Genomic DNA, 11,832 nt, shown 5'->3' with positions numbered 1-11,832 from the left:
AACGAGGAAGGCGGCGACATGAACGACCTCGGCGTCATTGATCGCTTCATGGAAACTTTTACCCGCTATATTGATAGCGGGTTCGGTCTGCTTTCGGGCGACGTCGCCTTTCTCACCACCATCCTGATCGGCATCGACATCACGCTGGCAGGCCTGGTCGGGGCGTTCGGCGGCGAGCCCAATGTTCTTGGCCGGCTTGTCCGAAAAGTGCTCTATGTCGGCGCCTTCGCCTTCATCCTGAACAATTTTAAGAACCTCGCCGACATCATCTACCATTCCTTTGCCGGGCTCGGCATCAACGCATCGGCCGGCAATCTGTCCGCCGACAGTCTCCTGCGGCCAGGCCGCATTGCCGCGGCCGGCTTCGAGGGCGCCTGGCCGCTGCTCAATCAAGCGAGCCAGCTAGTCGGCTTCCCCGAGATCTTCGGCAACGCGCTGACCATCTTCGTGCTGCTCCTCGCCTGGTTCCTGGTCCTCATCGCCTTCTTCATTCTTTCAATTCAGCTCTTCATCACCATCCTGGAGTTCAAACTCACCACATTGGCCGGTTTTGTTCTGGTGCCCTTCGCGCTCTGGAACCGCTCGGCGTTTCTGGCGGAGCGCGTGCTCGGCAATGTGATCTCGTCGGGCATTAAGGTGATGGTGCTTGCTGTCATCGTCGGCATCGGCTCCACGCTCTTCGGCGAGTTCGCTTCCGCGCTGCAAGGCAAGGAGCCGGATTTGGCCGCGGCCATGTCTCAGGTGCTGGGTGCGCTGGCGCTGCTTGGGCTCGGCGTTTTCGGTCCAGGGATCGCCTCGGGTCTTGTTTCCGGCGCGCCGCAGCTGGGCGCCGGCGCCGCACTCGGAACCACCGCGGCGGCCGCCGGATCAACACTCGTTGCCGGAGGTGCGGCGCTTGCCGGCGCGCGCATGGCAGCCGGCGGCGGTCTCGCCGCCGTTCGAGCCGGCACGGCCATGGGATCGGCTGCTTCCACAGCTTGGCAGATGGGGCGTGCAACATCGCCCGAGTCCGGGCTCTCCGGCGTAGCTGCTGGACTGCAGGGCGTTGCCGGCGCAGCTGGCGGCGCCGCGATGCGGGGAATGCGATCTGCAAAAGAACCATTCCGGCGCAGCGCCGATGCCGGCCGCGATGCCGCCTGGGCCGCGACGGGCGGCACGCCGACCGCATCAATCATCGGAAACCCTGCCGCGTCAGGTGCCAATGCCGCGCCGGCGTGGGCGAGGCGCTTGCGTTCCGAACAGACCGCGCGCGCCCATCGCCACGCCGCCACGCAGGCCGTCCGCGATGGCGATCGGGGTGGAAGCGGCGCCAACCCCTCTCTCAACGATAAGGAAGACTAGATGCTCTTCAAGCGACCTGTTCAGCGTTACGGGAAGACGCCCCACCCCGTCACACCATACCAGAAGGCCGCCCAACTTTGGGACGAGCGCATCGGCACTGCGCGCGTGCAGGCAAGGAACTGGCGCCTGATGGCCTTTGGCTGCCTCGCTCTGGCCACCGGGCTCTCTGGTGGACTCTTGTGGCAGTCGATGCAGGGCCGCGTCGTGCCCTATGTCGTCGAGGTTGATCGTTTCGGCGAGGCGCGCGCCGTCGCTCCAGCAATCCGGGACTACGAGCCCACCGATGCCCAGATCGCCTGGCATCTCGGCCGCTTCATCCAGAATGTCCGCTCTGTTTCCACCGATGCGGTGCTGGTGCGGCAGAATTGGCTCTCGGCCTACGACTTTGCCACCGACCGTGGAGCCCTCTTTCTCAACGAGTACGCTAAGGCCAACGACCCGTTCGGCAAGATCGGCACGCGCAGCGTCTCGGTGCAGGTGACGAGCGTGGTTCGAGCATCCGACAGCTCCTATCAAGTCAAATGGACCGAGCAGGTCTTTGAGCGCAGCAGCCTCGCCAGCACAACGCGTTGGACCGGGATCCTCACCATTGTGATCCGGCCGCCGAACAATACCGATCAGCTGCGCAAAAACCCGCTCGGCCTCTTCATCAACGCGATCGACTGGTCGCGCGAGCTCGACAGTGCCGCGCAAACTTCCGTTCCCCCAAAGGAGCCTGCGAATGATAAATAAACTCTCGTCGCTCCGCACTGCGCTAATCCTGTCTGCGTCGGCTGCGGTCATTTCCGCCTGTGCCTCGAAGCCGGTGCCGCCAGCTCAGATTTCCTATGATGCTGCCAAGTTCGAACCGGCGGCAATCGAGAAGGCGCCGGAGAAGCCCGTCAAGGTCGTGGAAGTGCCGAAACCGCTGCCGCTGCCCGGCCAGTTGCAGCCCGAGCCGAGCAGGGCTGCTGAAGACAAGCGCTCGCCTGAAGAACGTGTCGCCGATGCCAACAAGGCGGCGACGCAGCAACCCACCAAATATGGCTATGTGAATGCGGTGCAGGTTTACCCCTTTGCCGAAGGCGCGCTCTACCAGCTCTATGCCGCACCGGAGCGCGTCAGCGATATCGCTCTGCAATCAGGGGAGAAACTCCAATCCGTGTCGGCCGGCGACACAGTGCGCTGGGTAATTGGCGACACCGTCAGTGGCTCCGGCGATGACCAGCGCACCCATGTGCTGGTGAAGCCCTTCGCGCCAGGACTTGCCACCAATTTGGTGATCACCACGGACCGGCGAAGCTATCACCTGCAGCTTCAAAGCACGGATAAGACCGCCATGGCGGCAATCTCCTGGACCTACAGCGAGGACCAGATCATCGCGCTACGCCGGCGCAATGCGCAGGCCGAGGCTGCTATGCCAGTGGCGTCGAATGTGGCTCTCGAAAATATTCGCTTCCGCTATTCGATTACCGGGGACATGCCGCCCTGGAGGCCCACGCGCGCGTTCGATGATGGCAGCAAAGTCTACATCGAGTTTCCGCGCCGCATCGATCAGGGCGAGGCCCCGCCGCTCTTCATCGTCGGTGCTGACGGGGACAACCAGCTCGTCAACTACCGCATACGCGGCAACTATTACATTGTCGATCGCCTCTTCGCCGCGGCCGAACTGCGCCTCGGCGCCAAGCAGCAACAGGTGGTGCGCATCACGAGGACCGACGGCAGGCAAGCGCCGCTGCGGAAATTGCTCTTTTCGCGTTCCAGCAGGTGAGGGACGGCCCATGACGGATACTTCCCGCTCCGATGCTTCACCGAAACTCGATCCAGAACAGCTGCAGCTGCGGGCCTCGCCTCGCCGCGCTGTGCGCTTCAAGCGCGGCATTATTGTCGCCATTGCTGCTGTTGGTTCCGGGACCGTTCTAGGCGTCACCATGATGGCGCTGCAGGGACCGGCGCTGCGCATCAAAGAGCAGGCTGAAGAGCTTTACAACACTGAGCGGAAGCCAACCGCGGAGGCAATTGAAAGGCTGCCTAAGGACTATTCCGGGATCAAGCCCAAGCCTCCGGTGCTTGGACCACGGCTGCCCGGCGACCTCGGCCGCCCCATCCTTGAGCACCAACGCCAGCTGGGCATCGCGCCGGGCCAGGAGGTTTCGGCGGAGGAGCAGCGCCTTGCACAGCAGGCGATCGAGGCGCGCGAATCGCAAGTCTTCTTCCGGATCGAAAATCGACCCCGGCAAGCAGATGCCGCCGGCAACGGGCAGGGCGGGCGTCCACCCTTTGAGGCAACGGCTCCACAATCCGATGCCGCACGCGATTCAGCTTCCGTTGCACCGGCCGAGGGCGACCAAAACAATCAACAGCGCAAGCTCGATTTTGTCAGCCAGCGGAACACAAGTGGAATCTACAATCTGCATGCACTGCAGACGCCGGCTTCGCCCTATCAGCTGATGGCCGGCAGCGTCATCGCAGCGAGCCTGATCACTGGCATCAATTCCGACTTGCCCGGCCTCGTCGTCGCACAGGTCACCGAGAATGTGCACGACACAGTCACCGGCAGCACCTTGCTCATTCCGCAAGGCTCTCGCCTGATTGGCACCTATGACAGCGTTGTTGCCTTTGGACAAAGGCGCGCGCTGCTGGTCTGGCAACGGATACTGCTGCCCGACGGCTCTTCGATCGAAATCGACAATCTGCCGGCGACGGACACCGCCGGCTATGCCGGGCTTGAGGACAAGGTGGATTTCCACACCTGGCAGCTGATCAAAGGCGTTGCGCTGGCCACGTTGCTAGGGGTCGGCACGGAGCTGAGCCTCGGGGAAGAGGAAAGCGACCTGGTCAAAGCAATCCGCGAATCCGCTCAGCAGAACGTCAGTCGAGCTGGCCAGCGCATCACCGAGAAGAACCTCAATATTCAGCCCACGATCACCGTCCGCCCTGGTTGGCCACTGCGCGTCATCGTGCACAAGGATCTTGTGCTACTGCCGTACCCGAATTGACTGGAGTCATCATGACCAATCTGAAACTCGGCAAACTTCCGGATCGGACACCTTCGAAGATCACCATAAGCGTAAGTGCAGACCTGAACCAAGCACTGAAGGACTATGCGGCGCTTTATCGTCAGACCTATGGCGAGTCCGAATCGGTAGCGGAACTGATCCCGTTCATGCTGGCGGAGTTCCTGGAAAGCGATCGAGCGTTTGCCAAGGCCAGAAAGGAAGGGCTCCCTGTCGTCGACATGTCAGAGAAATCGCGGCGGCAGGCAATTTCAGGGTCCGAATAAGTGACAGCGACCAGTGAATCCGAGGGGGCACCTTTCTAGGCGGGCAAATGCATTGAAGCAATTTGCCGGCGGCAAGCCGAAACATAGGGCACAATAGACGAGCTGATCTGCCCCGAACCAATGCCGGCTCTGCGCCCAATCTCGGTCATAGCAGGGTGGCTTTGCCGCCCCCGAAAGCGGACCTCTGTGTGCCCTTGGCTCCGCCCGACCACAGGGAGAACGTTCTGTTTGCCTTTGGAATCTCGTCAGCCGCCCGCGCGCGTGACCCCGAAGATCAGGTAGTTGAGCTCGATCGGACCCGATCCGTTCAGCTTGGGGACGATTGCATTGCTCTGGCGATTGAGGACGAATTCATCCCAGTTCCAGTCAACATCATTGGTCTGGACGACCACGTAGGAACCGAGGCCAAGTTTTGCCGAAGTCGCGGTGCTGGAGAAATCTAGGCCCAGGCTGAACTGCAGGACCTGCTTGTTCTCTCCCTGCTTCTCAATTGTCGAGACCACACCTTTGGCGAGTTGGACGAACGGCACAAGAGCGGGTTGAGCCGTCGTCAGGAGGCCGAGTCCTTCTTTGAAGGCGGAATTGTCGAGGGCTTCCACCAACATGTCCATTCCACCGCTCCGGATGTTTATGGTGCGGCCTTCAAAGCTGAGACCATCCTTGCCGACGTTCACCCCGACGAAGATCGGCAGGCTCATGAGCGGCGCCGCGCTCCTGTCGGTCGCCGAGGTCTTCAACGCGAACCTCATTTCTTCAGACTTGCTACCTGCCTGGTTCTTTCCCATGAATTCGCACAATATCTCGTGCCGGCCGGTGCCCGGGTAGTTATGGACGTAGAAGCGATCGAGAGTGATTTTCAGGCTTGCGTCCTGAAGCGCGTTATCCGGCTGCATCGAAGTGGCGTTGACGATCTGTACTTCGCCGCTGGAGGCAGTTCCCTCCGGGATGAATCCCACCACCGCTCCAGAATAAGCCCAGTGGTCATTCGTAAAGTACGGAATGCGCACGCCTTGGCTTCGCTGTCCCATCTCATAGAAGCGGGCCGCAGCCTCCGTATCGCCTATCAGCTCGAGATAGGCAGCAATTTCCGTCGGATGTTTCGAGCCGATGCTGTTAGACTTGCTGAATTCCATGAGACCTCCTTAGGCGCGAACGCGCGGCCTTGGCCGGATGGCATTCCGAACCGATGCATAGATGTCCTCCTGGACGGTGGGCGCGACTTCGAGCGTGACGGCCAGCGCGTACGGCACCGAACTCTGGTGGAAGTGGGCGTTGAGAGCTCTCGCCTGCACACCGATGAACAGGCCGTTGGAATCGACGAAGGCGGTGCTGTTGTTCCCTTCAAGGATGAAATGGGCGCACGTGCCTCTGCGCATGTCGTCGGGATGAGGCTGCATGATCGTCTTCACTCCGCGCCAGAACTTGCGCTGTCCCGCCTGATCCACCACGTCCAACGTCACTCCGCGATAGGCGATGGAGGTCGGATGCATCGGAGGCATCCAGGAGAGCGTCATCGTGATTCTGCGGATTTCCCGTGACCGGACCATGCTCGTCGGAATCGGTACGCGATACTCGTGAAGCTGTTCATGCCTGATCTCGTCATCGGCAAGTAGCGTGACCCTGTTGCTCGCGCCTTCGATCACTTGATCGTAGCTCGGCCTGCCATATCCCAGGAACTTCGTGATGATACCCCTGCGCCTCCGCCACTGGCCCAATCCCGGGGGTGGATATGCGGCCTCCAGCAAGGTCCCGGCGTCGCCCCACCTCGCGCCGTGCACCAGGAGGGTTCTCGTCGCAAGGGATGCCCGACTGAAATCCCGGAGCGCTGTCCCGTCTTCGGCCAGCACTTCTTCCAGCGCATCGATGATCCGCACGCCGGCTCTGGTAACGAGCGCGGCCGCGTTGCTGGTTCCTGTTGAACGCCTCGTCTTGGAGGAGGATCCGGTGAAGGGATCGGGTGCGGCGGCTTTCAGGCCTATGTGGCCAATCTCGCTGGGCCATATATGATGCCCGGCCGGCTGGTTAGAAGCGTTCGCAACCTGTCTTCCTCCCGCTTCCACGATGTCGGGTTTTAGCGCGCGGTTGATCCCCGGACCGATAGCGGAGCCTATGTTGGTGACGCCAACGGCAGAAAAAGGGTCCATCGCTTCAGACGGGCAGTCTCCTGCTCCGTCCGCGTGGACGGCGCCAACGCTGAGGGCGGTCATGGCTTCAGCCGGACTGAGAAGGCTGCGCATCCCCTTACTGGCTTCGACCGCGCGGAGGAGAGCGATCTGCCGTTCGAGCGGGGCGGCGGAGTTGAACGAGGCGTGGTCGGAATAGCCCGAAGGGAACTGTCCCGTGATGTTCCCGGCGCTGACTACGAAAAGGATCCCATACTTCTCGGAGAGCCAGTCAAGCAGCTTTGCCCATGGGGTGGGCCGCCGGACGAATGGCCCTTCGGCGTCACAAAGCGAATGGTTGATGATCAGGACATCGGGACCGGATGGTCCAAAAAGGCCATCGTCCTCTTTGAGCGCCACTACCGCCCGGTAGATGACGCCGAGGGGAAGCAGATCCTCGCGGGTGCGTTCGTCATTCAGGTGTTGCGGTGCGGCCAAGACAGGGACCACCTTAAGCCTCCGTGTCAGAGGGTCCTCGCCGTTCGCGAGGTCGCCGTGAAGCACGAGCGATGCGATCGCGGTCCCGTGGAAGCGACGCTCGACAGGGACCGAGTCGCCCGTGATGTCCACTTCGACGACGTCGACCCTGCCGGCCAGCAGGGCGTGGTTCTGCATAGGATAACCGTCGAGGATCGCCGCGACCGCGGGGCGGAGTTCTTGCACCGGCCCCTGTGCAGAATTTTGTTCGGACTCTATCGGTTCACTCAGCGGAGCCGCGGAATACAGAGACTGCGGCCGGATCGACATAACTTGGTCGGCATTGGCCAGGGCGCCTGTCCGGGAGCGGACATCCACGGCCTGCTGGGCTGGAACCTCGATCAGCGCGACCTGGTAGCGGATTGGCTCAATGGTGACGAAGTCGACAATCCTGCCGCCAATCGCGGCAAGGATTCCTTCCAGCGACTCCTTGGCGTTCATGCGAACGCTTTCGTCCTCGTGGAACCAGAGGTCGAGTTCAAGCCGGACAGATTCCGCGGCGTCACGGGCCATGCGGCGGTCGATGAACAACTGCGTCGCCGGTTCAATGCGGTCCGTTGCGTTCCAGACGCGGATCTTCGACAGGTAACCGAATATCTTCCACCAATCCTTCTCGTCCTCCCTGGGTGCGAGCTTCGTCTCGAATCTCCGCCACATTGCCAGCAGTTGGCGCATGCCGTTCTCAGTTGGCATGGTGAGGTAAAGACGAGCCATCGCCGGATCGTCCGCCGGAAGGTCGTCCAGCACTGTGTTGTCGTCGCTAACTGTATCAGGCTCCGAGCCAGCGTAGTCTTCCGTCAGCCATTCGAATCCCAGCTGAGATGCGGCGGCGACGAACCTGTCTACGGGACCTATGGTCTCGAAAACCAGGGCGCGTTCGGGCGATGCGAAGACGGGATTCGTCGAAGCCTGGGCCGCAAGCGAATCCCTAATGAGGGCTATGCCCGGGGCAAGGCGCCTCGATTGCTCCTCAGATGAGCGTGCCCTCGGGAAGCGGGCCTTCCGGCGGCCTTTTATCCGCCTTAATACGTCGTCTCTTCGACGGATCCTTATTATCGGTCTGTCTGCTATGATCCGTCTCCCCCGGCGTTGACCGCTTCTGCCGTAGCTTCGCCAACCCTTCAGCCAGTGCTTGATCGGCCGCAAGCTTTCCTCGGGACAGAACGATCTTTCGCCTAACATCCAAGGTAAAGGCTTCGATATCCGAGAAATTCATTCCATTCAACGTGCTGACGAATTCTTTCTCAACTGATGCGATGGCGGCACCGAAGTCCTTGCGTAGTCTGTTAAACCATTGCGAAATTTCCTGCGACCCTGGCAGGGGTACGTCCACCCGGAGTTCGAACCGCCGCCACACAGCGCGGTCGAGAAGTTCGGGGTGGTTCGTGGCACATACGATCACGCAGTTCGTTGGGATCGAGTCCATCTGAAGGAGGAGCGAACTGACGACGCGCTTGATCTCGCCGGTCTCCTGAGTGTCACCCCGTTCCTTGCCGACGGTGTCGAATTCGTCGAAGAACACGACGCATCGCTGGCTGGCCACGAAATCGGTGAGCTTGCGGAGGCGAGTGGCCGTCTCACCAAGGAAGCTGCCGATCAGGCCGTCGTATCTCACGACATAGAACGGCATCCTCAGCTCATGGGCAAAGACTTCGGCCAGACTCGTCTTGCCCGTCCCGGGCGGGCCTACGAGCAGCACTTTGTGTCGCGGCTCGAGGCCATGCGACCTCAGCAACGCCATGTCGGCGTACTCGCTGATGAATTCCTGCACCTCTGTCGAGACCTCGGGAGACAGGATCAGGTCCTTGAGCCTGCGATCTGCCTTGAGCTCAACGAGCATTTCGCTCAGTTCCAGCGGGACATGATAACTTTGCGGGCGGGCCACGCTTCTTCGTTTCCTGCTGTCGGAGGCCATCGCGTCGACGATACGCTCGGCGATCCCGTTCTGCTGCTGGGCACGCGCCTCAGCCACCAGGGCCTGCAGGGAAAACTGCGAGGACGTACGGTCACCGGAATAGCCAGTGTCTTCTGTCCTACGTATCGCTCCGGTTCTTGTCATCTCCAATCTCGCTACTTCCACCAACGACTCGCGCCGCAGGCGTCCTCTCTCTCTCTCACAATGATAAGCCAAAAGGAGGCCGCCGCCAGAGGCTCCGATAAAAATGCCGCAGTCTACTGACTGTGCAATTTTAGGTTGTCTTCCTTAATGCCCAGTTTTCATAAGGGTACTTCCGGTAGCCAAATGCATAACCAGCCCCTCGTTCACACGCAACTTCCTGTGAAAACTCGGAGATCGAGGCCGAGAGCAACCGTCCGCCCCTTCGGTGGCCGCGTCTTCGGCCTACGAGGGCCTCCCAGCAGAACCCGCTTCTATCACTACCACCCCTTTGGGAAAAGGATTGGCGATGGCTGGCTCGATGAGATTGAACTTTCGTTTTCATTCCAACTAGGACAGCCGATTGAAATGGCGGCTATCCGCTGCCGTCGACCCAGAACCGGAAGGTCGGCAAACGGCCCCGCTGCCGACTGGTCCCCTTTCGCTTCCCTTCCGGCCGATAGTGCCCGAAGGAGAAGCACGATGGGACATTTCCAGCACGATCCTGCGATGCCGGAGCGCAAAGCTTGGAATGCTAGCCGGAACGTCGCTCGCGCGATCGAGCGCTCTTTTTCGTCATCCAACGCATCTCTTCGCAACGAACCTCAGGTTCAGGTCCCACAAAAGGTCTTATAGACGCGGCCATCGCGCGGTGGTGGCTCGGCATAGCTCGCGAAGCCTGGCTGGACTTCGTATGGCTTGCCGAGCACGGTCAGAAGGTCCTCGAACGGTCCGAACTCCTGTTTCTCCACGGCGGCCGCGATGACCGCCTCAACGCGGTGGTTGCGGGGGATAACGGCCGGATTGACGCGCTGCATGGAAGCCCGGCGCGCTGAACCTTCCTGCGGCTCTTGCCCGAGCCGTTTGCGCCAGCGCTCGGCCCAGTCGTCATATGGGGCAGGGTCTTCGAAGAGGCTGCGCACCGCGACGTCGCCTTCGGGTCCCATAGCGGCCTCGCTCAGGCGTCGGAAAGTCAGGGTGAAGTCCGCCTTGCCAGCGACCATCCGATCGAGAAGATCCTGCGTCAGCGCAAGATCGCCCTCCCGCTCCGACAAAAGTCCCAACTTGCTACGCAAGCCACTATTATACGCGTCGCTGAACCGTGCTGCGAAGGCAGAAAGCGCCTCTTGGGCCTGCTCCACGGATTTGTCCTGATCCTCAGCCAGGAGGGGCAGCAGACACTCCGCCAGCCGCGTCAGGTTCCACTGGGCGATCGCAGGCTGATTGGCATAAGCGTAGCGACCTAACTGGTCGATCGAGCTGAATACGGTCTTGGGATTGTAGATGTCCAGAAAAGCGCAGGGGCCATAGTCAATCGTCTCGCCGGCGATAGACATGTTGTCGGTGTTCATAACCCCGTGAATGAAGCCGACGAGCAGCCACTGCGCTACGAGGTTCGCTTGGCGCGCAATCACACTTTCCAGCAGTGCCAGGTAGGGGCGAGCAGCACCCGCGGCATCCGGGTAGTGCCGGGCGATCGCGTGATCAGAGAGAGCCCTCACCGCATCCACGTCCCCGCGCGCCGCGAAGAATTCGAAGGTTCCGATCCGCATGTGGCTGGATGCGACCCGTGTCAGCACTGCGCCTGGCAGGTAGGTTTCTCGTATCACCTCATCACCCGTCATGACCGCAGCAAGCGCCCGAGTGGTCGGAATGCCAAGAGCCGCCATGGCCTCGCTGACAATGTACTCGCGCAGAACGGGGCCAAGCGCCGCCCGCCCGTCGCCGCCGCGGGAAAACGGTGTTCGGCCGGAGCCCTTTAGCTGGATATCCCGGCGCACTCCTTCCTGATCGACGATCTCGCCTAGCAGGATTGCCCTTCCGTCGCCGAGCTGCGGCACGAACTGGCCGAACTGGTGTCCGGCATAGGCGGTAGCGATCGGCTCGGCACCTTCGGGAATCCGTTTGCCGGCAAGAATCGCAACACCCGCCTGCGTGGCGAGTTCTACCGGGTTGAGCCCGAGCTGGACGGCCAGCTCCTGGTTAAGCTTGAGGAGGTGCGGTGCGGAGACCGGGGTCGGGGAAACACGCGCATAAAACGAGCTCGGCAGCCGAGCATAGCTGTTGTCAAATGCAAAGCGTACCGTCATTCACACTCCTCAAACATCAACGGCAGTCGCGAGACGCTTCGTCGGTCGCAAAGATTGTTATCAATGACAATAGTGCCATCAGACTGCCGGTCCGTATGCTGATGTGGCGATGCTCGAACTTCATTTCCAGCTACGTCCAGAAATGGATGTGTCGGTGCCTTCGGGCAAGTAGCCTCTTCGAGCGGAACGGCTACGACGCTTCTCGCGCCAGCGAACGTCTGGTCTTCGCGAATCGGTAGCCTTAAGCCGCCTGACTGCTTTCGGCCCCATTTTTGACATTAAGTCAGACGGTCCCGCAATGCGCCGACGACAATTCTTTCTCTGAGATGCCTCAGTTGGCTCCACTTTGCATTCTGCTGGAGCTTCGTCGAAGAACATTCCTGCCGCTAACCCAAAGGTTATCGT

The 11,832-nt window shown here is 61.0% G+C and carries 9 protein-coding genes; 5 read left to right on the top strand and 4 right to left on the bottom strand.

Annotated features, from left to right (window positions below):
- The first annotated feature begins 18 nt into the window (after positions 1–18).
- From trbL to NKG95_RS16850, 5 genes are read left to right on the top strand one after another with little or no spacing between them, the layout of a single operon-like run.
- Positions 19–1,341, top strand: coding sequence for a P-type conjugative transfer protein TrbL (gene trbL, locus NKG95_RS16870; protein WP_353041572.1), 1,323 nt, complete (start codon positions 19–21; stop codon positions 1,339–1,341).
- The gene (gene trbF, locus NKG95_RS16865) at positions 1,342–2,073 is read left to right on the top strand and encodes a conjugal transfer protein TrbF (protein WP_352637540.1); all 732 of its coding nucleotides are present in this window, start codon (positions 1,342–1,344) and stop codon (positions 2,071–2,073) included.
- Positions 2,063–3,091, top strand: a complete 1,029-nt coding sequence (gene trbG / locus NKG95_RS16860; RefSeq protein ID WP_353041569.1) for a P-type conjugative transfer protein TrbG — start codon at positions 2,063–2,065, stop codon at positions 3,089–3,091. The genes trbF and trbG overlap by 11 nt, the downstream gene beginning before the upstream one ends.
- A gap of 10 nt (positions 3,092–3,101) precedes the next feature.
- On the top strand, positions 3,102–4,319 hold the full coding sequence (locus NKG95_RS16855; protein ID WP_353041653.1) for a TraB/TrbI/VirB10 family type IV secretion system protein: 1,218 nt from the start codon (positions 3,102–3,104) through the stop codon (positions 4,317–4,319).
- Between the two features lie 11 nt (positions 4,320–4,330).
- Complete coding sequence (locus NKG95_RS16850) at positions 4,331–4,603, top strand: DUF2274 domain-containing protein (RefSeq protein ID WP_352517831.1); 273 nt, start codon at positions 4,331–4,333, stop codon at positions 4,601–4,603.
- A 245-nt stretch (positions 4,604–4,848) separates the two neighbouring features.
- Here NKG95_RS16850 and NKG95_RS16845 read toward each other — a convergent pair whose 3' ends face one another.
- The 4 genes from NKG95_RS16845 to NKG95_RS16830 form a co-directional block, all read right to left on the bottom strand.
- The gene (locus NKG95_RS16845) at positions 4,849–5,736 is read right to left on the bottom strand and encodes a hypothetical protein (protein ID WP_352810630.1); all 888 of its coding nucleotides are present in this window, start codon (positions 5,734–5,736) and stop codon (positions 4,849–4,851) included.
- A 9-nt stretch (positions 5,737–5,745) separates the two neighbouring features.
- On the bottom strand, positions 5,746–7,989 hold the full coding sequence (locus NKG95_RS16840; RefSeq protein ID WP_353041567.1) for a S8 family peptidase: 2,244 nt from the start codon (positions 7,987–7,989) through the stop codon (positions 5,746–5,748).
- 223 nt (positions 7,990–8,212) lie between these two features.
- Positions 8,213–9,301, bottom strand: coding sequence for an AAA family ATPase (locus NKG95_RS16835; protein WP_352810635.1), 1,089 nt, complete (start codon positions 9,299–9,301; stop codon positions 8,213–8,215).
- 647 nt (positions 9,302–9,948) lie between these two features.
- Positions 9,949–11,427, bottom strand: coding sequence for a protein adenylyltransferase SelO (locus NKG95_RS16830; RefSeq protein WP_353041564.1), 1,479 nt, complete (start codon positions 11,425–11,427; stop codon positions 9,949–9,951).
- Between the last annotated feature and the right edge of the window lie 405 nt (positions 11,428–11,832).

Origin of the sequence: Mesorhizobium sp. M1423 (genome assembly GCF_040317575.1) — a bacterium.
Taxonomy (GTDB): domain Bacteria; phylum Pseudomonadota; class Alphaproteobacteria; order Rhizobiales; family Rhizobiaceae; genus Mesorhizobium.
This window is presented reverse-complemented; position numbering and strand designations above follow the sequence as displayed.

Excerpts from the sequence above, each read along its gene's own strand:
- NKG95_RS16850 (WP_352517831.1), top strand. The coding sequence starts at position 4,331 with ATGACCAATCTGAAACTCGGCAAACTTCCGGATCGGACACCTTCGAAG.
- trbG (WP_353041569.1), top strand. The coding sequence starts at position 2,063 with ATGATAAATAAACTCTCGTCGCTCCGCACTGCGCTAATCCTGTCTGCG.
- NKG95_RS16845 (WP_352810630.1), bottom strand. The coding sequence starts at position 5,736 with ATGGAATTCAGCAAGTCTAACAGCATCGGCTCGAAACATCCGACGGAA.
- trbL (WP_353041572.1), top strand. The coding sequence starts at position 19 with ATGAACGACCTCGGCGTCATTGATCGCTTCATGGAAACTTTTACCCGC.
- trbF (WP_352637540.1), top strand. The coding sequence starts at position 1,342 with ATGCTCTTCAAGCGACCTGTTCAGCGTTACGGGAAGACGCCCCACCCC.
- NKG95_RS16855 (WP_353041653.1), top strand. The coding sequence starts at position 3,102 with ATGACGGATACTTCCCGCTCCGATGCTTCACCGAAACTCGATCCAGAA.
- NKG95_RS16835 (WP_352810635.1), bottom strand. The coding sequence starts at position 9,301 with ATGACAAGAACCGGAGCGATACGTAGGACAGAAGACACTGGCTATTCC.
- NKG95_RS16830 (WP_353041564.1), bottom strand. The coding sequence starts at position 11,427 with ATGACGGTACGCTTTGCATTTGACAACAGCTATGCTCGGCTGCCGAGC.